Here is a 24164-nt window from a genome sequence, read left to right as displayed (position 1 = left end):
GAGGCTGTCAAGTTTTTTGTTTTGCTGCACAAAAATGAACTTAATCTTCTAAGCTTTATTTTATTTCGCCACGAGGTTATGCAAATGAAATTATCACACGCCTTTATCATTACCTATGTAGGCTTTGTCAGCTTGCCAATAGCAAATGCTTGTACGGGGGTCACCGTTAAAACCACAGATGGGACCGTGATTTCGACTCGTACCATGGAATTTGCAATGCCCATGGATTCCAATGCTATCTATATACCCCGTGGTTTTAAAACAGCTGTAAAATTCACTGATGGCCAAAATGGCGCTAGCTGGAACCAAAAATATGCAGTACTAGGCATCAATGCGTTAGGCCTTAATATGATCGTGGAAGGATTTAATGAAAAGGGACTTAATGTTGGCGCATTTTATCTTCCTGGGTTTGCTCAATATGACAAATTAACCAAAGAGAACGCGAATAAAGCAATCGCCGCAGCTTTTTTACCAACTTGGATTGCCGGTAATTTTGCTACCGTTGAAGAAGTGAGAAAAGGGCTCAAGGATATTGTACTGGTTGATAGTGTTGCACAAGGATTACCAGGAAAGTTCCCTTTACATTTTCGAATTACCGATGCCTCAGGCGATCAAATCGTTGTGGAATATGTTCAAAATGGTATGAAAATATATGACAATCCATTAGGCGTTATTACCAATTCGCCCGAGTTTGATTGGCATTTAACCAATTTAAGAAATTATATGAATTTAAGTGCCACTAACTTGCCAAGCTTGAAAATTGAAGGTGTCAAATTAGAGCCTTTAGGTCAAGGGGAAGGAATGCACGGTTTGCCAGGAGATTATTCACCTCCTTCACGCTATATTCGTTCAATGGCGATACAGTCTTCTGCTTTGCCGGTGAAAACAGCGGAAGAAGGGGTGAATTTAAGTTGGCATATTATCAATAACACCGATATTCCAATAGGGACAACTCGTGATATTGATCCCGACGGTAAGCCTTATTTAAATTACACACAGTGGACTAATGTGTCTGATTTAAAAAATCTCAAACTGTATTTCAAAACGTATTTGAATCAAGATGTGCGTGTCATTGATTTGAAAAAGATTGATTTAGATTCTAAAGAAGTCAAAATCTTTAAAATGGATCATGGACCAGAATATAAAGACATTACACATATTCAGTAGGCTAATTATTCATTTTATATAAGGCTGCCTCTGCAGCCTTTTTTATGCTCTTTCATCAAGTCATGCTTCGCATCTTGAGATGTTTTCGATATATACCATTCGTGCCTGAAGATGCGATATTTTTAAATCCCAAGCGAGTGGTATATCTTGTTTGAATGCTACGCGCAGAATGATTCTGCGCTCGCAATCAGGGAGAAAATCGCGATTCTTCCCCTGATAACCCCCATCGCGTAGGGTTACACTTCAAATGATGCTTCGCTTCTTGATGTGTTTTCGATATATTAGCGTAGCGAAGGCAATCAAATAAGAAAACTTAAATAGTTTTTAAACTAACAAGGGAAGCGAATGAAAGCATATATGCTGTTAATAATAGGTTTGATTTACTCAATCAATTTATTGGCAGTTGATAAGCCTGAGCCAGAACAGAAAAAAGATAAACCCCCAAGAGTGGGTAATTTTGCATTACCTGGTTCACAGCAACCTGGTCAGTTTTTGAGTTTGGGAGCAAACATTATAGCAACTGACCAATCTCAATATTCAATGATGAATACTTATTTTGCAGGTCATCAACAATATCAAACTACGATGGCACCAGCCTATTTATATGGTATATCGGATAATATCTCTATTTTTCTACAAATGCCGTTTGCGGTGAGATACAAACTCGATAATAATCATTCCTCATCAATTTCAGATGCTTTAGTACAATTTGAATCGGCCTTTTATAATAAACAAACGAAAGAATATGAAGATCAAGCAACGATTTTAACGGGAATTTTCATTCCAACCGGTAATCGTGATATGAACCCTGCAACAGGGTTAGGTGCACCCGAATTATTGGTGGGAGCTACTTTTACGCGCACGTATGTCGATTGGTTGTATTTCACTTCGTTTGGCTTAGAGTTAATGACTGAAAACGATGGATATAAAGCAGGCAATCAATTTCTTTATCAATTTGGTTTCGGCAAAAATATTTTAAATATTCAATCCGACTGGATATTCGCTTGGATACTTGAATTTGATGGGCAATTCAACCAACGTAATCAAATAGCCAATATCAAAGATAGCAATTCAGGCGGAAATATTATTTATGTAACACCCTCCCTATTTATTTCTTCAAAATGGCTGATATTTCAAATCGGCGCAGGCGCTCCACTGATACAATCATGGAATGGCAATCAACATAACTTTAATTATGTTATTGCCGCCAATCTCATATTTAGTTTTTATCAGACTTAAACTTAATTCAAGAAAGTTTTTTAATCGCTTTGGCTTCAAGTTTCTTTAAGACATTTTCCAGATCGATTAACGTGCTTTCAATTTTCTTTCTCATTGCTGGCGTCAAAATTTGTACATCCATGATTGCATCTTTTGCCTTTTTAGCAAAAGAAGTTTTCTTTTTAGCAGCCGTTTTTTTGGCAGGTACTTTTCTCTTCGCAGGTACTTTGGATACCGATTTTTTGGCAACCGCTTTTTTCTTACTTACTGCTTTTTTTCGGGGGCTAGTCGCTTTTTTATGTGGTGCTCTTTTTTTACTTTTTTGACTTGATGTTTTTGCTGAACTTTTTCGCTTTTGCATGTTGTTTCCCTTAATATTTTAATATCTATATAAGAGTGTAGTAAAAATTTACTGTAAAAACACAGAAAATTGTTAAATTGAATACTTTATACACTAATATGATTAGTGTGATAATTTATTTTTGAAGAATTTCTGGGATATTTTACAGTAAAATAGTGATGAGGTTATTATGCTACATTATGCTGCTATATTTTTAGCCATTGCGCTTGCAGCCTTTGCAGTGGTATTTATGTTAAGTATTGCTGCAGGTGGAATTTCATATGTATTAAAAATCGTGTTCTTTATTGCGTTAGCAATAAGCATACTATTTTTCATTCTCGACATTCTAAAACGCATGGTTAAAAGCAAACAGAAATAAGCTGGAGTAAGACAAGATATGTTTATCCGCTTTCGATCACTTCATGTTAATTTCACAACGGTTATGTCAATATTTTGCGTGCTATTAGGTGTTCTTTTTGCTTTTCTCGCAGCAGGTGGTATTGTGGTGGCGGTTACCTTTTTTTCCAAAATCTTTATCATACTATCACTTATCAGTTTTGTACTCGGCGGTGTGCTGTTCTTCTTAAGAAAATCGGTCAAAGTTAAATAACAGTTGTTCAGTTTGTTTGGGAGGATCTGATGCCTATTAAAAATCCCAAAAAGAATGTAAGGCCCAAGCAACAGCAAAGACCTCAGCCTGGTATTGAATCTAAAATGGTGCCTAAACCAGAATATGTCGATCACCATTATCAACCCAGTGAAAAATTACAAGGAAAAGTAGCCATTATTACCGGAGGTGATAGTGGCATTGGTCGAGCAATTGCAATGCACTATGCTTTAGAGGGTGCCAATGTGGTTATAAGCTATTTTGATGAAGATAAAGATGCTAAAGAAACCAAGAAAATGGTGGAATCAACAGGCCAATATTGTCTTACTTTAGCAGGAGATATTAGTGAACCCAAATTTTGCCAGAAAATTGTCAAAGAAACCATAAAGAAATTTAAAAAACTTGATATTTTAGTGAATAATGCAGCTAGGCAGTATCCTGAAGATAAATTTGAAAACATCACTTTTGAGCATTTAGAAATAACATTTCGCACGAATATTTTTGCCTGTTTCTATATGATTAAATATGCTTTACCCTATTTAAAAGAAGGTTCGTGCATTATTAACACAACTTCGGTAACCGCCTATCGCGGGAGTGCACATTTAATTGACTACTCTGCAACGAAAGGGGCGATTGTTAGCTTGACTCGATCATTGGCAAATAATTTAATTAAACAAGGGATCAGGGTAAATGCTGTAGCGCCTGGGCCAATATGGACGCCTTTAATTCCTGCGACTTTTAAAGCAGAGGAAGTTGCGCAATTTGGCTCAGATTCACCAATGAAACGAGCAGGTGAGCCGAAGGAAGTTGCGCCATGCTATGTTTTCTTAGCATCTAGCGATTCTTCCTATATGTCAGGGCAAGTATTACACCCCAATGGTGGGGAAATTATTAATGGTTAATCAAAATTACTCATTTTTAAAATTCGATTGGCTATGGTTTTATTAGATAATTGCTCGATAAACCAAAGACCTGCTTTGCCAATAAGTGAAGGGCGCCATGCGAGTGATACGATTCCTTTGGTTTTCAAGCGTTGTACATTTTTTTCGATAAGTTCACCTGATTTAATATAGGGTTTTGCTTGCGTCAAAGGCAAATAACCAATGCCAAGGCCTGCTATCATCGCATCAATTTTTTCTTGCATGGTATTGACTGTTAAAATGCTTTGTCCTGGCAAGATGCCTGAAGATCGTGTTGTTAATCCTCGAGTAGAATCTGCAACTGCGATACTGCGATAAGTTGAAATCTCGTTATTAGTTAGTGTTTGCTGATGATTAGCTAAGGGATGATGCTTGCCAACTAGAAAGGCAAATTCAATAGGCCCCAACGGTAACATGGCAATATCATCTCGTAAGGGGGTTTCACCTGTTACGCCAATAGCAAGGGTTGCGCGGTGAGAGAGCAGGGCATCCCAACAACCTCCGAGTACTTCCCCTGTTACTTTGAGTCCAATTTCCGGACAAGCTTGATAAAAATCTTCGATCAAGAAAATCAGATTATGAAAGGGGATGAGTTGATCGTAGGCAATCAGTAATTGCTCTTCATAGCCTTTTTGTTGCAACTCAATACGCTTTTCTAATTGCTCAGCGCTAATGAGTAATTTTTGTCCTTCTTTTAATAGAAGTTCCCCAATTGCCGTTAGCTTGGCACGGTGACCGCTCCTATCAAATAGAGTGGCATTCAACTGTTGTTCAAGATTATTAACCGTGTAGGTAAGCGCAGAAGGGACTTTATGTAATTCCTTCGCAGCAAGGGCAAAAGTACCACAGCGGTTAATCGCCTCTAAGACTTGCAGGGCTTCTAGGGTAATTTTTCTCATTCAAATAATTTGAACCATCTATACAGATCATTTTGATTTCTTAACACAGTTTTACGAATTACACTAGCAAAACTTAATATTAAGCTATTTAAAAAAATTGATGCAAATAACCGTTTTGGAGAAATGAGATGCCTACGATAACAAATGTTGAAAAATTAACGCCCTTACAATTAAAAGCGTATTTAGCAAGAATTGGTTTAGACCCAGAGCAAGCTTTACAACCTGATTATGCAACGTTGACCCTGTTACATGAAGCACATACATTAAATGTGCCGTTCGAAGATTTAAGCTTACACTTAGATCTGACCCACGACACCTCAAAACCGCTGGATATCTCGATGGCTAATGTGTTCAAGAAGATTGTTGAGAATAATCGAGGTGGCTATTGTTATGAAATGAATAAGTTGTTTGCAGCAGCATTGTCGACTATTGGTTTTACAGTCTATGCGCATAAAGCCAGCGTGTTATGGGGATTTGAAGGACCCAAGCGAGCGCCAGCACATCGACTGTTAACGATTGATATAAAAGGTGAGCTTTTCTTGGGGGATGTTGGGTTTGGTGGCCCAGGTCAAATAGCGCCTTTAAAAATGATTGTTAATCAGGAACAAACCCAAGGTGGCCATACTTATCGATTGGTGCTTGATGAGGATAACGAATATGAATTGCAGAAATTAACCCGAGGAAAATTTGAAAGATTATATGCTTTCAATCATCAAATCACTTATGAAGAAAGCGATTATGAGGTCAATAATTTATATACATCAACAAATTCTGAGTCATTTTTTGTTAAAACGTTGTTTTGCACGAAGCCTCTTAGAAATGGCAGAGTGATGTTGGTTGAAAATACGTTCAAGCAAATTGAAATAGTTAATGGAAAAGAAAACGTCGTGAAGAGTTCAAAAGATGTGGATGCAAAGGAGTATTGCAAACTTTTGGTCGAGCATTTTGGTATTCGCTTAGCGCCACGTCGAGTAGAGGGATTACTGCCACTTTATGAAAAACAGTGTGCACAACCAATAGAAGAAAAAATTGCAGAGCGTTATCAACAAAGATTTATCGCCAAATCGGCGTTAGATATTTCAGCAAAATTACATAGCTAAATAGCTACTTAAAAAGCTTGTCACTTATGGCGCAAGGATGGCAAAATGAGTGACAAAACTTAATCGCTAAGGGAACGAGATGGTATTTAAATTAACCGAGCAAGATTGGCAACAAGCTGAAGCATTTCTCACCGGTAAGCCAAGCGGCACTAAATTCGAAAAAGCGATACGCAATCCCCAAACGGGTAATAAAATTCCTCATTTAACGGCAAGACATCATTCTTTCGTGATTATCGATGAAATCATTTATGCCATTTCTAATCGACGAGATACCGAGCCTGCATTAGGAAGTAATGCCATTGTTAAAAAGGGCCAGACAAGAGCTGGCGAGGTTGTGGCACTTAAAATTGAATTTGGTCCTCTCAAAAATGAAAATGCCGACGATTACCAAATTGCACGCAAAGATGGTTTGATTATTAGCCAAGGCCTTAGAACTGGAAATCTGATGACGATTACGGTGGGCAGTAAACAGGGTGTACCGTTTCAATCATCTGTTCCTAAAGTATTAGCCGGATACCAAAAACGTTATACTGTCATGCAATGGCGTGGCGATACTATTTTTGATCTCATTGAGAATGAAAGGTTTCCTTTAAAAACACGGTATCTTTTAGCATTAAAATCGTGCTTAAGAGTACGAGAACTTCATCAAGATGGCGCCTTGCATTGTGATCTAAAAGCAGAAAATTTAGCGGCCACTATTGAGAATGATAAAGTCATTATTAAACTCCTTGATACCGATTTTGCCAAAAATATGCCCTCTAATAGCCAAGGGGTTATTGGTGTAAAGCCTCAAGGAACACCGGGGTTTGTGAGCCCTGAAATCTTATTAAAAAATTATTATTCGAAATTATCGGATACTTATGCTTTAGCGGTAATGTGTTTGTTTCAATTAGATATCACCGATCAAGCAGTTGATGATCTTTATGATCTTTATCAAGATGATTCAATTGATGCTATTCAAGAGGGCAAATGCTTTGATGTCATGTCTTGGCTAGAGAGATATCAGCTTGTGATCGATCCCAAGCTCCATGAAATTCTCAAAGACATATTAGCGTTTGATGTTCGAATAAGAAAGGACACTGATGATTTGATTTTATATCTGTGCGAACAGCTTAAGAGTGATCCAACTATTAATCAGGATTTATTATCTGGCATTGCAGAAATTGAACTGAGTGTGCGTATTCAAAAAATAATACTACAAGAAAGCGTGGTTCAAAAGGTGGAGAATGTGGCGACAGCAACGGTTCTTACTTATCAGCATCCTTGTGTTACGAAGCAAAGAGTTGAACGCAAATGTGATTCAGCCAGTCCTAGAATGATGCGCAAGAAACAGATGTGATAGTTAATTGACTATTTTGCGCTTTGTCAATAGGCTCATTTTCTCGTATTCTTATTCATTTTGTGGGAGATAAGGGGACGTCATGCCAACCGTAGTTTTGCCAGATGGTAGTCAAAAGCAATTTGATCATCCGGTTACCGTGCAGCAGGTTGCAGAAAGTATCGGAAAGGGCTTAGCCAATGCCGCATTGGCCGGCAAGGTGGATGGTAAATTAGTCGATACGTCCTATTTGATCGAGAAAGATAGCCAACTCGTTATTTTGACTGATAAAGATGCAGAAGGGTTGGAAATCATTCGCCATTCTTGCGCTCATTTATTAGCTCATGCAGTGCAATCTATTTATCCAGAAGCACAAGTTACCATTGGTCCTGTCATTGAAGATGGTTTTTATTATGACTTTGCCTTTTCACGCCCCTTCACCACGGAAGATTTAACCCGCTTTGAAGAGAAGATGGCTGAATTAGCTAAACAAGATTTAACCGTGAGTCGTCATTTAATTTCTCGAAGTGATGCTATTGAAAAATTCAATAAGATGGGTGAGCACTATAAGGTTGAAATCATAAAAGCGATCCCTGAAGGGGAGCCCCTGACTTTTTATCAACAAGGGGACTTTATTGATTTATGCCGTGGTCCACACACCCCTAGCACGGGTAAAATTAAAGCATTTAAGCTGCTTAAAGTTGCTGGCGCTTATTGGCGTGGTGATGCCAAGAATGAGATGTTGCAACGAATTTATGGCACAGCATGGCAGAATAAAAAGGCATTAGAAGAATATCTGGTTCGCATCGAAGAAGCCGAAAAACGTGATCATCGTAAATTAGCGAAAAGATTTGATTTGCTTCATATGCAAGATGAAGCCCCTGGCATGATTTTTTGGCATCCTAAAGGTTGGGTGATTTATCAGCAAATCGTGCAATATATTCGCCACTTATTAGTCAACCATGGTTATCAAGAAGTGAATACCCCACAAATGGTTGATAGAAGTTTATGGGAACGTTCAGGTCACTGGGAAATGTTTGGACAAAACATGTTTACGGTGACAGATGATGAGCGTGTTTTCGCGGTGAAACCGATGAACTGCCCCTGCCATGTTCAGATCTATAATCATGGATTGCGTAGTTATCGCGAATTACCCATTCGTTTAGCAGAGTTTGGTTCTTGCCATCGCAATGAGCCCTCGGGTGCCTTACATGGCATGATGCGAGTTAGAAACTTTGTACAAGATGATGCGCATATTTTTTGTACTGAAGATCAGATCCAATCAGAAGTTTCTAAGTTCATTGATTTACTTTATCAAGTTTATGCCGATTTTGGCTTTAAAGAAATCCTCATTAAGTTATCGACCAGGCCTGAACATCGGGTTGGCTCAGATGAAATCTGGGATAAAGCGGAGAAAGCGCTGGAAATTGCTTTAAATAATAAGGGGCTAAACTGGGAGCTGCATCCAGGTGAAGGTGCTTTTTATGGGCCTAAAATTGAATTTTCCTTAAAGGATTGTATTGGTCGTGTTTGGCAATGTGGTACGGTCCAAGTCGATTTTTCAATGCCTAACCGTCTAAATGCCCATTTTATTGCTGAAGATGGCAGCAAACAGGTTCCCGTCATACTCCATCGTGCTATCCTGGGATCACTTGAGCGTTTCATTGGTATCTTGATTGAAGAATTTGCTGGTAATTTCCCACTTTGGTTAGCGCCAATCCAAGTTGCAATCCTGAATATTACCGATAGACAGGCAGAATATGTTGCAAAAATTGAAGAAATCTTACGATCGAATGCAATTAGGGCTGTTACTGACTTGAGAAACGAGAAAATAGGGTTTAAAATCCGCGAGCACACTCTACAGCGTATTCCGTATCTGCTTGTTGTGGGCGATAAAGAAGTTGATCAACAAACTTTATCGGTAAGAACCCGAGAAGGGGCGGATTTGGGTAGTATGACAATAGATGAGTTTGTAAATAAACTCACTACTGAGTGTGAAAGGAAACAATAAAGGGGGATAACGACCATTAATACAACGAAAAAACCGCGCATACGCGTTAATGATGCTATTACCGCATTGAATGTTAGACTTGTCGATCCAGAGAATACTCTAACTACGTTAGGACCTGGTAATCATGTCGGTATCATGACAAAGCGAGAAGCGCAACGTAAAGCTGAGCTCCTGGGACTCGATTTGGTAGAAGTCTCTCCAAATGCAGAACCCCCAGTTGTGCGGATTATGGATTTTGGCAAATTCTTGTTTGATGAAAAGAAAACCAAGAAAAAGCAAAAAATCCAAAAAATTAAAGAAATAAAATTACGTCCAGTGACGGACGAAGGGGATTATAAGGTAAAGCTACGCAACCTTATTTCCTTCCTAGAAGAGGGAGACAAAGTAAAAGTTACCATTCGATTCAAAGGTCGTGAAATCACTCATAAAGAGTTGGGTAGCCGCCTTTTAGAACGAATTAAAATAGATATCGTCGGGTTTGGGGTAATTGATCAAGAACCTAAACTTGAAGGTAAGCAAATGGTAATGATTATTTCTCCTAAAAAGTAACATTAAAAACATAAAGAATGCGGAGTAAGTAATGCCTACTAAATCGACTAAAAAAGGTAAGGTTAAATTAAAAACCAACCGTGGCGCTATGAAGCGCTTTAAAATCTCTGCCAATGGTAAAGTGCGTTTTCGCCGTGCAAACAGAAACCACATCAATACCAAGCGCACCACCAAGCAAATGCGTCATGCAAAAGCCAATGGTGTACTGAAAGAGTGTGATGTGAAATCCATTTATCGTATGTTCTGCATCGAATAGGAAGTTATAAGTCATGGCAAGAGTAAAACGCGGCGTTACCTCAAAAAAACGTCATAAAAAAGTCCTTAAAGCGGCACGTGGCTATTATGGTGCACGTTCTAGAGCCTATAAAACAGCAAAACAAGCGGTACAACGCGCAGGGCAATATGCTTATCGCGATAGAAAGCAAAGAAAACGTCAATTCCGTTCATTATGGATTGTACGTATCAATGCGGGTGCGCGTGAATGCGGTATCTCCTATAGCCGTTTAATTGCAGGTTTAGCAAAAGCGGAAATCGAAGTCGATCGTAAAATGCTTGCTGAACTCGCGGTATTTGATATGCCAGCGTTTGCAGCAATTGCAGAGCGAGCTAAAAAGGCTTTAGCAGCTTAATTGCCTTAATGGGACGGCATGCCTTCGCAAGGCACGCACAGGCCGTCCCTTACCTAACGAATGTTTTTTTGTAGGGGCGGACCTTTGGGGCCGCCCTTGCTGTATGGGTGAAATATGGAAGAACTGGCCACACTGGTAGCAACTGCCAAAGATGCAATTGAAAATGCCCCTGACATTGCGGCGCTAGAAAAAATTCGGGTAGATTATCTTGGTAAAAAAGGCGAAATCACCCAACAATTAAAATCCTTAAAAGACATACCTGAAGAACAACGACGAGAATTTGGCAAACGCGTAAATGATGCCAAAGATGCGATTCAAGAAGCCATTACAACACGTAGAATTACCTTAGAAGATAAAGCAATACACGAACAGCTCGCCAAAGAAAGAGTCGATGTGACTCTCAGTGCACGCGGGATTGAGGTTGGTGGGTTGCATCCTATTACGATTGTGATGGAACGTATTACGAATTTATTCTCACAACTGGGTTTTAGTGTCCATGAAGGCCCTGAAGTTGAAACAGAATATTACAATTTTGAAGCTTTAAATATTCCCTCTCATCACCCGGCACGTGCAATGCACGATACCTTTTATTTTGCGAATAAAACCTTGTTGCGCACACATACTTCGCCCGTACAAATTCGGGTGATGGAAAATCAAAAACCCCCTTTAAAAATTATTGCACCGGGGAGAGTGTATCGCTGTGATTCTGATGTCACTCATACACCCATGTTCCATCAAATCGAAGGTTTAATGGTCGATGAAAATATTTCGTTTGCCGATTTAAAAGGTATTTTATCTGACTTTTTATCTGCATTCTTTGAAACCAAAGTTAAAACGCGGTTTCGAGCTTCTTATTTCCCTTTTACAGAACCCTCAGCCGAAGTCGATATGGCTTGTGTTAAATGCCAAGGGCAGGGGTGTCGGATTTGTAAACAAACCGGATGGTTAGAAATCTTAGGTTGTGGCATGGTGCATCCACGTGTTTTGGAATATGGTGGAATTGATCCCGAAAAATATTCGGGCTTTGCCTTTGGTATGGGCGTTGAACGGGTAGCGATGTTGCGTTACAACGTTGATGATTTACGACTTTTCTTTGAAAACGACATAAAAGTCCTTAAACAATTTAATGGTGTCTAATCGTGAAATTCAGTGAAAAATGGTTGCGGGAATGGGTAAATCCGTCGTTAACTACCGAGCAGCTATCAGAACAGTTAACCATGGCGGGTTTAGAAGTTGATAGCGTTGAGAAAACAGCGCAAGACACTTTAATTGAAGTGGATTTAACCCCTAATCGAGGCGATTGTCTTAGTATTTTAGGCATTGCCAGAGAAGTTGCTGCTTTAAATAAATTAAATGTGACTGCTCATAAAATTCCTACAATCAAACCAAGCATCGAAAAAACCTTTGAGGTGGAGATCCAAGCCCAAGCTGAATGTCCACGGTATGTAGGGCGTTTAGTTCGTGATATTCGACAAGATGCTGTAACACCTGCTTGGTTAGTAGAACACTTAGCAGCAAGTGATATTGGTTCATTGCATCCTGTTGTCGATATTTTGAATTTTGTGATGCTGGAATTAGGTCAGCCGATGCATGCTTTTGATGCTGACAAGCTTTCAGGAACCATTGAAGTTCGGTTAGCGAAAAAGAATGAAACGATTAAACTACTTGATCAACAAAAAGTTATTTTACAACCAGATACACTCGTCATTGCGGATCAAAAAGCGGCCCATGCCATGGCAGGTATTATGGGTGGCTTTGAGAGTGCGGTGAGTGAATCAACCGTTAATCTCTTTTTAGAAAGCGCATTATTTAGTGCTGAACTTATTGCCGGTAAAGCACGCCGTTATGGCTTACATACCGATTCATCATTTCGTTTTGAGCGCGGTGTTGATCCACAGTTACAGACGCAAGCGATAGAACGTGCAACCCACTTAATTCTAGAAATTTGTGGCGGCAATGCAGGCCCTATCACTGAGGTACAAAAACCGGAATTTTTACCTAAACAGGCAAAAATTGTATTACATCATTCCAGAGTGCAAAAAATGTTAGGTGAAAGTTTAGCACCTGAAAATGTCAAAGAAATTTTGCACCGCATGGGCTGCAAAGTGATAGAGGGTACTCATAAGGCAGAAGATAAGCAGTGGGAAGTTTTACCGCCTTCTTATCGTTATGATTTAAACGGTGAAATTGATTTAGTTGAAGAAGTGGTGCGTATCATTGGCTACAATAATGTGCCAACGCATGCGCCTTTAGCACATCTTGAATTTATTAAGACTCCTCAGTCGCAAGTTCCTGTTAGCCGGATAAAAAGGGCTTTAGTGGATTTAGGTTATCAAGAAGTCATTACCTATAGTTTTGTTGATGATAATTTGCAAAAACAACTTTTCCCGCAACAATCTGCCTTACCGCTATTAAACCCTATTTCAGCGGATATGGGGGTGATGCGGGTGAGTTTATGGCCGGGACTACTCAGTACGTTGATTTATAATCAAAATCGCCAACAAACACGCCTCAAGATATTTGAAGTTGGGATGTGTTTCCACCAGCACAAAGATAAGCTGGAACAAAAAAATTGGGTAGGTGGTTTAATCAGCGGGACGGTCACACAAGAAAACTGGGATGGCAAACCTCGGATTGCGGATTTTTTTGATGCCAAATTACCGATTGAGCATCTATGGCACTGGCTGGGACATAAAGACAAGCTGACATTTGTCGCAACCGAGCATAGTGCTTGTCATCCAGGTCAATGTGCGGCAATACAGACGGGTAATCAAGTGATTGGTACGGTAGGCCGCTTGCATCCCCGCATTCAAAAAGAATTGGGGATAGACCATCCGGTATATTTATTTGAGATGGAACAAAAAGCTATTAGCCTGGCACCGATGCTTCATTTTGAACGTCCTTCTAAATTTCCAGAAATTCGACGAGACATCGCTGTCATTGTGGATGAAAAGATTTTGGGCGCTGATTTAATCAATTACGTCAGAAAATCAGCTGACTCTGTTTTGAGGGAGATATCCATCTTTGACGTTTACGCTGGTAAAGGCATTGATTCTGGAAGAAAAAGTATCGCGATCGGATTGATTTTACAACATCCTTCACGCACTCTAGTAGATCAAGAAGTTGACGAAATTATCCTGTCTATCGTTAACGGATTAGAAAAGGAATTTAGTGCCAAACTTAGGGATTGATCTTATGGCTTTAACTAAAGCAGAAATATCTGAATCGCTTGCTGACGCGTTAGGCATGAACAAGCGAGATGCCAAGGATATGGTCGAGCTTCTTTTTGAAGAGGTAAGACAAGCCTTAGAACGCGGAGAATCGGTTAAAATTTCAGGCTTTGGTAATTTTGATTTGCGGGACAAAAGTGAACGCCCTGGCCGCAATCCTAAAACGGGACAAGATATCCCAATTAGTGCGCGCCGCGTGGTAACTTTTAAGCCTGGTCAAAAGCTCAAAGCACGTGTTGAACGCTTTGAAGGTTCACCAGAAAGCCAAGATACTGACTATGAAGGCTAAAGTAATTCGAAATGGAAGAGAGTATAACTGTTTCTTTTTGACGGCCATTTTTGTAGAATGGCACCTCTTTTCGGGGCGTAGCGCAGCCTGGTAGCGCACATGTATGGGGTGCATGTGGTCGGAGGTTCAAATCCTCTCGCCCCGACCATTAGATTTTGTTAGCTTGCAACGCAAGCGTTACAAAATCTTATGCGCGCCGAAGCTTTTAGCGAAGGCGGGCTCTTCCAGATAAGCACACTCTCTTAGCTTATATTCATTCAAGCGTTACAAAATCTTATGCGCGCCGAAGCTTTTAGCGAAGACGGGCTCTTTTAGATCATCACACTAAATTAAACATTTTGTTGAATAATTTTGTCCGAAAACGAAAGAGATAAACTTGGGTGCAAAATGATTCAGACAAAACGCCTTACACTCATCCCTCCCTCTGAAAATGATTGGTTGATATTGAGCGAACTATGGCGTGATTTATTAGCTCGTCAGTATCTAGGTGGACCATTTTCCAATGAGAAAATTACTGAAAAAAATCATCTCTTTAAAACAGCATTGGCTTGACTATCAGTTTGGGCATTGTAACAATTAATTATGTATGATAATAAAAAATGCGATAAAAATATGGAACATTCTAAATTAATTGAAGTTAATGCGATTTTTTTGGCGATTATCGAAAATACTTATGATGCGATCTTTATATTTGATGTCACTCCTAGTAAAGTTTGTCAAATATCATGGTGGAATAAAATATGCGTGAAACAAACCGGCATTAATGAGAAGGACGCAATTGGTAAAACTATTCATGAAATTTTTCCCGAACGATTACATGATTTGCTTACGCAGGGCTTGGCAAAATGTTTAGAAGAAAAAAAACTGATAATTTTCAAATAAAAATTCGTTTTGTAAATAAAGAAGAATATTTTAATGTGACATTAATACCTTTGCTAAATGGCAAAAATGAAGTTTATAAAATTATTGGTCTTACTCATAATTTGACCGATCATATTTTAAATGAGAAGAATTTAAAAAAATTAAATTCTTCCTTAGAAAAAACTATTGACGCGCTTGCTACCTTAGAGGAGTATCGTGATCCTTACACTGCAGGTCATCAACGTCGAGTATGTGATTTAGCCAAAACAATTGCAAAGACTTGTGGATTAGATGAACAACAGGTTCATTGGTTACGTTCTGCATCTCTATTACATGACATTGGAAAAAATCATGTTCCGTCCGCTATTCTTACTAAACCAACACGCTTGACTCCTGCTGAATACGAGATCATAAGAGAGCATGTAGAGTCAGGATATCAAATTTTAAAGATTATAGATTTTCCTGGAAACGTAGCTGAAATTGTTTATCAACATCATGAGTTTATAGATGGATCAGGATATCCAAGAGGTTTAAAAGAAAATGAAATCTGTATAGAGGCAAAAATTTTAACAGTTGCTGATATTGTAGAAGCCATGGCTTCACACCGACCTTATCGAGCAAGTAGAGGAATTGATGTAGCTTTAGATCAGATTCGCATGTGGCAAGGAACTAAACTTGATACCAAAATTGTAGATACATGCATTCAAGTATTTAATGAGGGTTATCAATTTATCGAATATAACAAACCACTTTCTCAAATAGTAATTGAAGAATCGCTAAGTAGAGAATAAGAAGCGTGGTTATAAAGTTGAGTTTGTTAGAGAAGACATCTTAAATCCTAAGCTGACGATGAATTTCCTTATAAAATATTTTGATGAAGTAATGTAGGCATGGAATTGTTGAATTAATTTCTTAGCGGCATAGCCGCACAGTAAAATAGCCCCGCGTAAGGGAACATTCATGTAGTGAATGGACCGTAACGTGAGGTAAATGCCTCTCAGGTTATCTTCCCAATAAGGCACATTTTCAATATGAAATTGCGTTTCATCTGCATTAAAATAAGTAACCCTTCGTTTTTCCATATCGACAACATAATATGATGCACCAAACGCTGCAATGATGATTAAAAAAACATTTATCTTTACACGCTTGGCTTTAATTTAGATTGATTATCTTTAGTTAGATTTTCAATCTCGCGATTTAAGGTATAACTCAGCACTGTCCGGATAATAACAATAATGACCAGAATACCGACAGAATAATAATCAGGCGTCGTCATGGTTCCAATTAAATCCGAAGCAACGATAAATTCTAATCCTAACGTTAATACTCGCCCTAAACGTAAACGAATGCCATTCACATAATCATTTTCTTGAATGAACTTACTAACGAAAAGGTGGTAAAAATATTGTGCAAGAGCTATTAGCACGCCAATAAAGATAATGACAATACCTGCCAAGGAAATGCCATGCTGGATAAAAACCAAAATTTGATGAAAATCCATTTTTTACTCTTGCACACTCACTTTATATCAGGTTATCGGCAGAGGCTGCTTATCCATTAGGGGCTCTTACCGCTACTCAAGCAGGAGTTTCTGTGTGGCTAGGCAGAGGATGATAGTGTCCTTCCCGTGTAGCTCTAAATAATCAACCAAGTAATGAGCAGGAGCTTAAAGAATTGGATTCTATGGTTTCTAGGCTAGTCTACTGGAAGGACATTTCATTCTCTATTTTCATTTAGGTACATAATTTTTTCTGAATAGCTTCACTTTGGCAAAATATCATGTTATTGGAATAAATCGGAGTGCGCTAGTAACTTTAAAAATGTCTATAAAAATAAACCTAAAGTGTATTTTTATAAAAAAAGATGCGGTATTAGCTTCGAGTTTCGTTATCGTAATATTTAAATGATTTAAAGGTTATTTAATGGAAAAACTAAAAAATAAAAACCATATAAGTATTGGCAAACAATCTTTTCCTGAGTTTAGCCAGGATTCAGTTTATAAAGACCTTTTGGCTGACATTAAAAAACGTTATCAAATTGCACGACTTAAGGCTGCACATGCAGTCAATCAGGAGCTTATTCAGTTCTATTGGCATCTGGGTAAGCAGATAATCGAAAAGCAAGCTCAAGCAATTTGGGGGAGTAAATTTTTAGAACAATTATCCCATGATTTGCAGAGTGCATTTCCTGGCTCTGGTATGTCAGTTAGAAATCTAAAATTTATGCGTCAATTCGCCCAGTTATACCCAGATGAAATTGGGAAACAGCCTGTTTCCCAATTACCATGGGGGCATATCATCGTATTGATGCAACGAATTAAAGAGCCAGAAACAAGGGATTGGTATACCAATAATACTATCCAGAATGGCATTTCACGCAGCATCCTTTTAATGCAAATTGAAACAGGTCTTTATGAAAGACAAGGAAGATCAGATCATAAAACGAGCAATTATCTAAAGAAGCTTGCTCCGCCTCAGTCTGATATGGCTCATGAAATGCTCAAAGATCCTTATAAACTTGATTTTTTATCTGTTAGAGAAGAGGCCCATGAAAAAGAGCTAGAACACGCGTTAACGCATCATATTCGCGATTTTCTTATTGAACTAGGGCAGGGCTTTGCTTTTGTAGGTTCTCAGGTACCAGTTACCATTAATAGTAAAAATTATTTTATTGATATGTTGTTTTATCATCTTAAACTTCGTTGTTATATTGTAGTCGAACTTAAAGTAGTTGATTTTGAACCTGAATTTGCAGGTAAACTGGGGTTCTACCTTGCTGCCATTGATAACAATCTACGTCATCAAACCGATCACAAAACCATTGGGTTATTGCTATGTAAATCTAAAGATAAAATTGTCGCTGAGTATGCGCTTCAAAATATAGATGCACCTATTGGTGTATCAGAATTCGTTCTTTCCAAAGCTTTACCAAAAGAATTAAAAGATAATTTACCTCCCATTGAAGAACTGGAAGCAGAACTTAGCATTTCTGAAGATGAATAAAGAAAGAGTAACATATGAAAGATTTACCTCCTTAATCGTACCCATTTTGTGAAGCATTGAAATCTGGATAAACTATTTCTTAGGCCAAGTTACAGGGAAAAGGTGATAGATGATTAAAGGGATGAACCATGTGACGCTTGCCGTTCTTGATATCAATATTTCTTTTACTTTTTATACGACGGTCCTTGGTTTGCAACCCTTGGTGAAATGGGATAAAGGAGCCTATTTTGTAATAGGTGATCAAGCTAAGGGAGCCGGTTTTTGGTTTTGCTTAAATGTTGATGAAAAACGAGAACCCAATCCTTGTTATACGCATTATGCTTTTACTGTTTCCAAAACAGATTTTGATGCCATGTCTGCCAAAATACTTGCTTCGGGAGCTCATATATTTAAAGAAAATACGTCTCTTGGTGAATCACTGTATTTTCTTGATCCAGATGAACATAAGCTTGAGATCCATGTGGGCAATTATCAAGAAAGGATAGCAGCTAAAAAAGCGCATTTAGGCGAGTGGGAAGAGGTGGAATGGTTTGTATAAGTGGCATACCTATACAAATGAAATTGTTCCTCAAGTTCTTCGACTTTAGTTTATTTTTATTTTTATTTAAATAGGTACACTATAAGTATTCCTATTTAAATAAAAATAAACTATACAAGTAAGAGTATTCTCATTTAAAAGTAGTTAATCAACTTGGCATGATTACCGAAAGAAACCAAAGAGGCACAAAGCTGAAAGAGATGCCCGCAGCTATGTAGAAAAAGTACTATCAATTTTATAGTGATAAGCAAAGAAATGAAAAAAACATTAAATAGTTTAGAATCTAACCAATTATTGTATCGCGCATTTGAGATGTCTGATGCGTCAAGAATATTTGAATTACTACAAGAAAAGGAAATCGTTGATAATACATTGAGCATTCCATACCCATACCAAAAAGGAATGGCTGAAGAATGGATTAGCACACATCAAACTCAACTTGCCTTAAATGATTATAAATATGCCGTTATATTGAAAGAAGCAAATTTGCTGATTGGTGCGATTGAGATAGTCGTTACAGAAGATTTTAATCATGGCTGTTTAGGTTATTGGTTGGGAATCCCTTACTGGGGTAAAGGTTATGGGACAGAAATGGTTGCAAGAATCATTCAATTTGGATTTGAAGATCTAAAACTTCACCGTATTTATAGTGAACACTTTGATAGTAATATCCGAAGTGCACGTGTTATGGAAAAAAATGGCATGATTCAAGAGGGTATACTGAGAGAACACAAAATAAAGGATGGCAAATTTGTGAATTCAAATATTAAAGGTATTTTAACGACAGAATGGCAAAAATCATTTTGAAATCACAATATTAAGATTTCAATTGTCACTCAAAAAGCGTGGTAATCCTCTTTTTATGACCTAGCAGCCTACCATTTATCGCCTACTTCTTCACGCTCATTTAAAAAACGACGGTGTGATTGATTATTTATCTATAAAAATCAATCACATACATTTATACCTGCCTTTTAATAAGAAATATTCTGATAGTTATTGATGTCAGGAATTAGTAACCTAACTAAACAAATTATTTATTTGATATTAAAAAATCTTATTGACACATAAACGGGGAATAAAAATGCTTAATCAATTCAATTTAAAAAGTTTTCGTGGTTTAACTTTTACCCATATTGATACCAAAGATAATAAGAAAATCCAAGATGCTATGCAAACGATACGCGATGTTTTGTTGGCATATTTAGAAAATGGTCAAACGATCAACTCCATTTTGGAGAAGATCAACAATGAACCTAGCACTTCCGAAATTAAACAGGATAGCCTTAGATTATTAAATATTATCAGCCAAACGATTACGCCAGCAGCACAAGCGGCACTTGCAATTTATAATCAAGAAGACAAAGAACAAAGAAATCCGCTAATATTAATGCAGGCATTAAGAGAGCTTAATGGCGTAATAAATGACTATGTGTATGAACTTAATAAATTCAATACAAAATATAAAGGCACCGCATTTGCAGATTACCTGAGAAGAATTGGCGCTGCTTCAGCACGTGAAATAGGTGCTAGTCAACAGCCATTTTCTAGCCAAGCAAGATTGACATCTGTATTAAAAGAGTTATCTGAGCTGATTCAAAAACAAGATGCGGCAAACTTATCAGTTAAACGTATTTTTAATGACGGTTTTGAAAAGCTTCATGGCGAAAATAAAGCGACTTGTGATGCGGTAGCCGTAGCTGAAGACATTAGAAAAATTAACGAATGGTCAGCTGTTCAAGCTCGACGTCATTATCAATTAAGAGAGGGATATCGTCGCGTTGCCAAAGATCATTTAGATAGCCTTAGCCAAGATTTGAGAAGAGATGATTCAACAGTGCAGATCCGTTCGCAAGCATCCATGTTTAGAACTAATCGCTCAAATCGTGATTTCATTGTTTCATATCAAGACGAAAACGTATTTTCTATCAAAATTCGTGAACATGGTATAGATGTTGTAAACCTGAAACAATTAAACAATCAAGAATTGAATCTTCAATGCCGAATTCTGTCTGATTTGTTTCATTCGTTGAATAATTCAGCTAATGTCGATATGAATGATAAATACAATATCAGAGCTAACTTCAAAGCTGAATTAGATAGGTTAGATGAATTAACGGCATCAGCATCAGCATCAGCATCGTCAGATGAAGACCATTCCATTTCTGAGCAAGATTCAACCAGCACTCCAACAACAGGCTTTAGAAGTAGGGTTGCTCCGGTTAGTGATGAGGATGAATCTATTGAAGAATCCTTTGAAACCAGAAAAAAGAGAATGGCGAGTCAGATTGATGTTAGAGCGCACAGTCCTTTGAGCTATAAAAGTAGATAAATCCCCAATGCTACTGATATGACCGGTCTATGGTGTTACCCATGTGATCGGTTATACCAGTAGAGAAAGTTCTACATAAAATAATAGCATGTATCTAGGAGTTACTATGAAATTACTTGCAGAATTTCCCAATTTAGAATTTGTGACAGATAAAATTGACGATCCGAAAGTCATTGAGAAGGTTCAACAAAAACTGAACAAAATGTTTGCAGAAAATGAAGCATTTCGGGCATTATTAGAATCCATTAAATCGAAATATAGTGAACTTTTTACAATCCATTTATCAACAAACTTTACCGATGGAACTTTTGTTAGTCTTAATCAGGATAAAACTGGTGGAATGATTCACGCCTCATCGGTAAATGCTGAAGGAATTATACGAGGAATCGTTTTTGAGCTTTGTAATGCCGATAATGAAAATTTATGTGAAGTTAATGATTTTCGCAAATATAACAGCAGTCATGCTTTTGCTAAAGCAGTCGAAGTTGCTGAATACGATACTGTTCGTCGTTTAAACTGGATTTTTTACGGTTTAACAGCGGATGGTTCTTCCCAAGAAGATTTAGAATTCATGAAACAACAGAATAACGATAGCTTAAGAAGAGGCGGTTTAACGCATTTTGATGGTTATCGAATGGCATGGTTAAACTATCATATCTATCAAAATAATCCTGATGGTTTGTTATTCAGATTGGCTAGCTTGCCTAATAAAATGAGAATGACAGCAGAACACAAGAAACTCCTTGACGAGAAAAGAGCAATTGAAGCGACTCGAAAAGAAACAAGCACACAAGCGATTGAAAGTGAAGTGCAAGCTGAACGTGAGCGCATTACTGCTCATGAAAATGTTGTTAAAACTAAAGAACTCTGCCATGCTTATAAAGCACAAACTCTGGATTTGAAAAACGAATTGCAAGTTAGAGAAGCCAGAGGAAAAGCTCTAGCAGAAGTAGAACAACGTGCTCAAGAAGAAATACGCCAACTAGAAGCAGAAATTGCTAAGTTACAAGCTCAGCAAGAGATTGGTATCGGTAAGAGCTATGAAAAATCTTCAAGGCGCTCGTTCTGTAACATACTTTAAAATGGCCACTTAAGAAGTGCACAAAATATCGGCATAGTGAGTGCCCGGGCATTTGTGCACTTCTTTCAAATGCTTGAGTTCGAGCTGTATCTTCTTACTCACCTGTACACCCTTAAAATTGTTTCATTATATCGACTATATATACCATTTTATCACTTATTAATTGTGAAAATGAATGCAATATCATAGAAAGGTTAGCTGGGGAGAAATAATGGAGCTTTAGCGATGAACTGTTACAACCACCACGACACACAAGCGATAGGCCTTTGCCCAGCGTGCCATAAAGGTAATTGCCGTGAATGTGGCAGCAAAAACGATATGTTTTCTTGCGATAAGCATGCTTGTATTGCGTATGCAAAAAAGATTAACGAAATTATTAACTATAGTGACAGCCAAATAAAAAGCACCAATAAAATTATTAAAAAATCTTATATTACTGGAATGCTTTCTGGTTTATTTTTGATTGTGGCTGGATGTCAGTTTTATCCTGATGATTTTTCATTAGGGTTAACATTTATTAGTTTTGGTGTGCTATTTTTTGGTATGCCTGTATATAGCTTAATCGCAAAGGGGTATCGATTGGACCAGAAAACCGCTGATTAGCAAGCTAAACATAAATCATTTTTCTTGTCATGCCTCCATCAATTACAAAATTAGCCCCAGTAATAAATGAGGCCTTTTCTTCTGATAAATAAAGCACAAGCGATGCGATATCTTCTGGATTTCCGACCCTGCCGACGGGGTGTTGAGTTTTATCTTCCTTTGAATGCTTAGATTTTTCGCGATGACTTGATTTTTGCCATTCACTGGTTTCTATCCAACCCGGGCTAATACAATTTACTCTTATTTCAGGTCCCAAGCTTATCGCCATGGCATGGGTTAAAGCGACAATTCCTCCTTTAGATGCAGCATAGGCTTCAGTATGGGGTTCAGACATGAGAGCACGTGTAGACGCAATGTTAATAATAGAGCCGTGCGATTTTTTCAGCAGAGGAGTAAAATATTTGCTCATTAAAAAAACACTAGTGAGATTCGTATTGAGAATCTGTTGCCATTTTTTGAGAGAGAGATTTTCAATCGGTTCTTTTTTAAATATACCTGCATTATTGACAAGTGCATCTAATTTTCCAAAATGCTTTTTTACATAAGCATTGAGTTTTTTAATTTCGTTTTCTTTGTTGATATCTATGGGGTAAAAAAGAATGGAGCCTAGAGTTGCATATTCATTTTGAAGTTCCTTGCCAGCCGTTTTATCTTCATCAACCACTATCACCGTCATTTTTTGAATTAAAAACTCTTTGGTAATGGCTTTACCAATTCCCTGTGCCCCTCCTGTGACAATTGCAACCCTATTTTGCATTGAAACCCTCTCCATGTTTTCTCGCTAATTTTTTATTAGATTTCGATTCAGCAATCATTTTAATCATTTCTTCGTTAAATGCGGGTAGATCATCAGGTTTTCTGCTGGTGACCAATTGACCATCTCTAACAACTTGCTTATCAACCCATGTTGCACCTGCATTTCTTAAATCGCTTTGGATTGAGGGCCAAGAGGTTACCGTTTTACCTTTTACCCCACCTGCTTCAATTAGTGTCCAAGGACCATGACAAATAGCAGCAATGGGTTTTTTATCATCGACAAAATTTTTGATAAAAGCGATGGCTTTAGGTTCGATTCGTAATTTATCAGGATTCATGACGCCACCAGGTAAAACCAAAGCATCATAGTTTTTTGCATTAGTTGCATCTAGGTTAGCATCTACATTAAATTCATCACCCCAATGCGTATGTTGCCATCCTTTTACCGTTTGCTTATTGGGAGAGATGATATCGACTTTAGCGTGTGCTGCCTCTAATGCTTTTTTAGGTTCAGTCATTTCTGATTGTTCAAAACCATCTGTCACTAACATTGCAATTTTAAAACCTGTTAATTCATTAGCCATAAACTCTCCTTAATCCGATTAGATACTCTCAAATTTATGATATTGGATAATTCATACGATTTTCAAATCATATTAAATGTAGGTAAGAAATTATGCGCATAATAAGCAATAGCATCTTTGGGTGCAT

At 37.9% G+C, this 24164-nt stretch carries 28 protein-coding genes and 1 tRNA gene; 23 read left to right on the top strand and 6 right to left on the bottom strand.

Annotation, left to right across the window (positions count from 1 at the left end; translation table 11 throughout):
* The first annotated feature begins 84 nt into the window (after window positions 1-84).
* On the top strand, window positions 85-1167 hold the full coding sequence (locus tag HT99x_RS10805; protein WP_158003339.1) for a linear amide C-N hydrolase: 1083 nt from the start codon (window positions 85-87) through the stop codon (window positions 1165-1167).
* 345 nt (window positions 1168-1512) lie between these two features.
* Window positions 1513-2406: a hypothetical protein gene (locus HT99x_RS10800; RefSeq protein ID WP_075064906.1), complete on the top strand. Its 894-nt coding sequence runs from the start codon at window positions 1513-1515 to the stop codon at window positions 2404-2406.
* Between the two features lie 7 nt (window positions 2407-2413).
* On the opposite strand, the gene HT99x_RS10795 is transcribed toward HT99x_RS10800, so the two are convergent.
* Window positions 2414-2746 (bottom strand): hypothetical protein, encoded by a 333-nt coding sequence (locus HT99x_RS10795; protein WP_075064907.1) that lies wholly within the window; start codon window positions 2744-2746, stop codon window positions 2414-2416.
* 169 nt (window positions 2747-2915) lie between these two features.
* Between HT99x_RS10795 and HT99x_RS10790 the strand changes: the two genes are divergently transcribed.
* Together HT99x_RS10790 and HT99x_RS10785 are read left to right on the top strand one after the other, a co-directional pair.
* Complete coding sequence (locus HT99x_RS10790; RefSeq protein WP_075064908.1) at window positions 2916-3104, top strand: hypothetical protein; 189 nt, start codon at window positions 2916-2918, stop codon at window positions 3102-3104.
* 260 nt (window positions 3105-3364) lie between these two features.
* Window positions 3365-4234, top strand: coding sequence for an SDR family oxidoreductase (locus HT99x_RS10785; protein WP_075064909.1), 870 nt, complete (start codon window positions 3365-3367; stop codon window positions 4232-4234).
* Here the strand turns inward: HT99x_RS10785 and HT99x_RS10780 are convergent.
* Window positions 4231-5151, bottom strand: a complete 921-nt coding sequence (locus tag HT99x_RS10780) for a LysR substrate-binding domain-containing protein (RefSeq protein WP_075064910.1) — start codon at window positions 5149-5151, stop codon at window positions 4231-4233. The two genes, HT99x_RS10785 and HT99x_RS10780, sit on opposite strands and share 4 nt — an antisense overlap.
* A gap of 128 nt (window positions 5152-5279) precedes the next feature.
* Between HT99x_RS10780 and HT99x_RS10775 the strand changes: the two genes are divergently transcribed.
* From HT99x_RS10775 to HT99x_RS10715, 13 genes are all read left to right on the top strand, one after another.
* Complete coding sequence (locus HT99x_RS10775; protein ID WP_075064911.1) at window positions 5280-6251, top strand: arylamine N-acetyltransferase; 972 nt, start codon at window positions 5280-5282, stop codon at window positions 6249-6251.
* A 79-nt stretch (window positions 6252-6330) separates the two neighbouring features.
* Complete coding sequence (locus HT99x_RS10770) at window positions 6331-7590, top strand: protein kinase domain-containing protein (protein WP_075064912.1); 1260 nt, start codon at window positions 6331-6333, stop codon at window positions 7588-7590.
* Between the two features lie 82 nt (window positions 7591-7672).
* Window positions 7673-9580: a threonine--tRNA ligase gene (gene thrS / locus HT99x_RS10765; RefSeq protein ID WP_075064913.1), complete on the top strand. Its 1908-nt coding sequence runs from the start codon at window positions 7673-7675 to the stop codon at window positions 9578-9580.
* Between the two features lie 6 nt (window positions 9581-9586).
* Entirely contained in the window at window positions 9587-10129 is a 543-nt protein-coding gene (infC, locus tag HT99x_RS10760; RefSeq protein WP_075064914.1) for a translation initiation factor IF-3, read from the top strand.
* A gap of 31 nt (window positions 10130-10160) precedes the next feature.
* Window positions 10161-10385: a 50S ribosomal protein L35 gene (rpmI, locus tag HT99x_RS10755; RefSeq protein WP_075064915.1), complete on the top strand. Its 225-nt coding sequence runs from the start codon at window positions 10161-10163 to the stop codon at window positions 10383-10385.
* Between the two features lie 13 nt (window positions 10386-10398).
* Complete coding sequence (gene rplT, locus HT99x_RS10750; RefSeq protein WP_075064916.1) at window positions 10399-10758, top strand: 50S ribosomal protein L20; 360 nt, start codon at window positions 10399-10401, stop codon at window positions 10756-10758.
* 114 nt (window positions 10759-10872) lie between these two features.
* Entirely contained in the window at window positions 10873-11895 is a 1023-nt protein-coding gene (gene pheS, locus HT99x_RS10745; protein ID WP_075064917.1) for a phenylalanine--tRNA ligase subunit alpha, read from the top strand.
* 2 nt (window positions 11896-11897) lie between these two features.
* Window positions 11898-13949 carry a phenylalanine--tRNA ligase subunit beta gene (gene pheT, locus HT99x_RS10740; protein WP_075064918.1) on the top strand — a complete coding sequence of 684 codons (2052 nt, stop codon included), beginning with the start codon at window positions 11898-11900 and terminating at the stop codon, window positions 13947-13949.
* A 4-nt stretch (window positions 13950-13953) separates the two neighbouring features.
* Window positions 13954-14277: an integration host factor subunit alpha gene (locus tag HT99x_RS10735; protein WP_075064919.1), complete on the top strand. Its 324-nt coding sequence runs from the start codon at window positions 13954-13956 to the stop codon at window positions 14275-14277.
* A gap of 71 nt (window positions 14278-14348) precedes the next feature.
* Window positions 14349-14425 (top strand) — tRNA-Pro (locus tag HT99x_RS10730).
* 239 nt (window positions 14426-14664) lie between these two features.
* Window positions 14665-14829, top strand: a complete 165-nt coding sequence (locus tag HT99x_RS10725; protein ID WP_158003340.1) for a hypothetical protein — start codon at window positions 14665-14667, stop codon at window positions 14827-14829.
* 30 nt (window positions 14830-14859) lie between these two features.
* Window positions 14860-15159 (top strand): PAS domain-containing protein, encoded by a 300-nt coding sequence (locus HT99x_RS10720; RefSeq protein WP_139016545.1) that lies wholly within the window; start codon window positions 14860-14862, stop codon window positions 15157-15159.
* Window positions 15123-15929, top strand: a complete 807-nt coding sequence (locus HT99x_RS10715) for an HD domain-containing phosphohydrolase (RefSeq protein ID WP_075064920.1) — start codon at window positions 15123-15125, stop codon at window positions 15927-15929. The genes HT99x_RS10720 and HT99x_RS10715 overlap by 37 nt, the downstream gene beginning before the upstream one ends.
* 9 nt (window positions 15930-15938) lie before the next feature.
* Here HT99x_RS10715 and HT99x_RS10710 read toward each other — a convergent pair whose 3' ends face one another.
* Window positions 15939-16220: a hypothetical protein gene (locus HT99x_RS10710; RefSeq protein WP_139016546.1), complete on the bottom strand. Its 282-nt coding sequence runs from the start codon at window positions 16218-16220 to the stop codon at window positions 15939-15941.
* A 59-nt stretch (window positions 16221-16279) separates the two neighbouring features.
* Window positions 16280-16642, bottom strand: a complete 363-nt coding sequence (locus HT99x_RS10705) for a DUF1622 domain-containing protein (RefSeq protein ID WP_075064921.1) — start codon at window positions 16640-16642, stop codon at window positions 16280-16282.
* Window positions 16643-17063: 421 nt separating this feature from the next.
* Here HT99x_RS10705 and HT99x_RS10700 point away from each other — a divergent pair, with 421 nt between their 5' ends.
* The 6 genes from HT99x_RS10700 (at window position 17064) to HT99x_RS10675 (ending at window position 22697) form a co-directional block, all read left to right on the top strand.
* A complete protein-coding gene (locus tag HT99x_RS10700; protein WP_083482751.1) occupies window positions 17064-18143 on the top strand; it encodes a PDDEXK nuclease domain-containing protein in 1080 nt (359 codons plus the stop codon).
* Window positions 18144-18252: 109 nt separating this feature from the next.
* Complete coding sequence (locus HT99x_RS10695) at window positions 18253-18681, top strand: VOC family protein (protein WP_075064922.1); 429 nt, start codon at window positions 18253-18255, stop codon at window positions 18679-18681.
* 255 nt (window positions 18682-18936) lie between these two features.
* A complete protein-coding gene (locus HT99x_RS10690) occupies window positions 18937-19488 on the top strand; it encodes a GNAT family N-acetyltransferase (protein WP_075064923.1) in 552 nt (183 codons plus the stop codon).
* A gap of 277 nt (window positions 19489-19765) precedes the next feature.
* Window positions 19766-21013 (top strand): hypothetical protein, encoded by a 1248-nt coding sequence (locus HT99x_RS10685; RefSeq protein ID WP_075064924.1) that lies wholly within the window; start codon window positions 19766-19768, stop codon window positions 21011-21013.
* A gap of 106 nt (window positions 21014-21119) precedes the next feature.
* Window positions 21120-22094: a cell envelope integrity protein TolA gene (locus tag HT99x_RS10680; protein ID WP_075064925.1), complete on the top strand. Its 975-nt coding sequence runs from the start codon at window positions 21120-21122 to the stop codon at window positions 22092-22094.
* 318 nt (window positions 22095-22412) lie between these two features.
* Entirely contained in the window at window positions 22413-22697 is a 285-nt protein-coding gene (locus HT99x_RS10675; protein WP_139016547.1) for a hypothetical protein, read from the top strand.
* A gap of 4 nt (window positions 22698-22701) precedes the next feature.
* Here HT99x_RS10675 and HT99x_RS10670 read toward each other — a convergent pair whose 3' ends face one another.
* Window positions 22702-23469 (bottom strand): SDR family oxidoreductase, encoded by a 768-nt coding sequence (locus HT99x_RS10670; protein WP_075064927.1) that lies wholly within the window; start codon window positions 23467-23469, stop codon window positions 22702-22704.
* Entirely contained in the window at window positions 23444-24037 is a 594-nt protein-coding gene (locus HT99x_RS10665; RefSeq protein WP_075064928.1) for a DJ-1/PfpI/YhbO family deglycase/protease, read from the bottom strand. Before HT99x_RS10665 ends, HT99x_RS10670 begins: the two co-directional genes overlap by 26 nt.
* Window positions 24038-24164 lie beyond the last annotated feature (127 nt).

This window comes from Candidatus Berkiella aquae, from assembly GCF_001431295.2.
Taxonomy (GTDB): domain Bacteria; phylum Pseudomonadota; class Gammaproteobacteria; order Berkiellales; family Berkiellaceae; genus Berkiella; species Berkiella aquae.
This window is presented reverse-complemented; position numbering and strand designations above follow the sequence as displayed.

Bases quoted from the DNA above. Each gene is read 5' to 3' on its own strand.
- HT99x_RS10715 (WP_075064920.1), top strand. From the start codon at position 15,123: ATGTTTAGAAGAAAAAAAACTGATAATTTTCAAATAAAAATTCGTTTT.
- HT99x_RS10685 (WP_075064924.1), top strand. From the start codon at position 19,766: ATGCTTAATCAATTCAATTTAAAAAGTTTTCGTGGTTTAACTTTTACC.
- HT99x_RS10775 (WP_075064911.1), top strand. From the start codon at position 5,280: ATGCCTACGATAACAAATGTTGAAAAATTAACGCCCTTACAATTAAAA.
- HT99x_RS10670 (WP_075064927.1), bottom strand. From the start codon at position 23,469: ATGGAGAGGGTTTCAATGCAAAATAGGGTTGCAATTGTCACAGGAGGG.
- HT99x_RS10805 (WP_158003339.1), top strand. From the start codon at position 85: ATGAAATTATCACACGCCTTTATCATTACCTATGTAGGCTTTGTCAGC.
- HT99x_RS10680 (WP_075064925.1), top strand. From the start codon at position 21,120: ATGAAATTACTTGCAGAATTTCCCAATTTAGAATTTGTGACAGATAAA.
- rpmI (WP_075064915.1), top strand. From the start codon at position 10,161: ATGCCTACTAAATCGACTAAAAAAGGTAAGGTTAAATTAAAAACCAAC.
- pheS (WP_075064917.1), top strand. From the start codon at position 10,873: ATGGAAGAACTGGCCACACTGGTAGCAACTGCCAAAGATGCAATTGAA.
- HT99x_RS10690 (WP_075064923.1), top strand. From the start codon at position 18,937: ATGAAAAAAACATTAAATAGTTTAGAATCTAACCAATTATTGTATCGC.
- HT99x_RS10725 (WP_158003340.1), top strand. From the start codon at position 14,665: ATGATTCAGACAAAACGCCTTACACTCATCCCTCCCTCTGAAAATGAT.
- HT99x_RS10790 (WP_075064908.1), top strand. From the start codon at position 2,916: ATGCTACATTATGCTGCTATATTTTTAGCCATTGCGCTTGCAGCCTTT.
- rplT (WP_075064916.1), top strand. From the start codon at position 10,399: ATGGCAAGAGTAAAACGCGGCGTTACCTCAAAAAAACGTCATAAAAAA.
- HT99x_RS10720 (WP_139016545.1), top strand. From the start codon at position 14,860: ATGTATGATAATAAAAAATGCGATAAAAATATGGAACATTCTAAATTA.
- HT99x_RS10700 (WP_083482751.1), top strand. From the start codon at position 17,064: ATGGAAAAACTAAAAAATAAAAACCATATAAGTATTGGCAAACAATCT.
- HT99x_RS10710 (WP_139016546.1), bottom strand. From the start codon at position 16,220: ATGGAAAAACGAAGGGTTACTTATTTTAATGCAGATGAAACGCAATTT.
- HT99x_RS10770 (WP_075064912.1), top strand. From the start codon at position 6,331: ATGGTATTTAAATTAACCGAGCAAGATTGGCAACAAGCTGAAGCATTT.
- HT99x_RS10675 (WP_139016547.1), top strand. From the start codon at position 22,413: ATGTTTTCTTGCGATAAGCATGCTTGTATTGCGTATGCAAAAAAGATT.
- HT99x_RS10785 (WP_075064909.1), top strand. From the start codon at position 3,365: ATGCCTATTAAAAATCCCAAAAAGAATGTAAGGCCCAAGCAACAGCAA.
- HT99x_RS10780 (WP_075064910.1), bottom strand. From the start codon at position 5,151: ATGAGAAAAATTACCCTAGAAGCCCTGCAAGTCTTAGAGGCGATTAAC.
- HT99x_RS10705 (WP_075064921.1), bottom strand. From the start codon at position 16,642: ATGGATTTTCATCAAATTTTGGTTTTTATCCAGCATGGCATTTCCTTG.
- HT99x_RS10800 (WP_075064906.1), top strand. From the start codon at position 1,513: ATGAAAGCATATATGCTGTTAATAATAGGTTTGATTTACTCAATCAAT.
- HT99x_RS10735 (WP_075064919.1), top strand. From the start codon at position 13,954: ATGGCTTTAACTAAAGCAGAAATATCTGAATCGCTTGCTGACGCGTTA.
- HT99x_RS10695 (WP_075064922.1), top strand. From the start codon at position 18,253: ATGATTAAAGGGATGAACCATGTGACGCTTGCCGTTCTTGATATCAAT.
- HT99x_RS10795 (WP_075064907.1), bottom strand. From the start codon at position 2,746: ATGCAAAAGCGAAAAAGTTCAGCAAAAACATCAAGTCAAAAAAGTAAA.
- thrS (WP_075064913.1), top strand. From the start codon at position 7,673: ATGCCAACCGTAGTTTTGCCAGATGGTAGTCAAAAGCAATTTGATCAT.
- HT99x_RS10665 (WP_075064928.1), bottom strand. From the start codon at position 24,037: ATGGCTAATGAATTAACAGGTTTTAAAATTGCAATGTTAGTGACAGAT.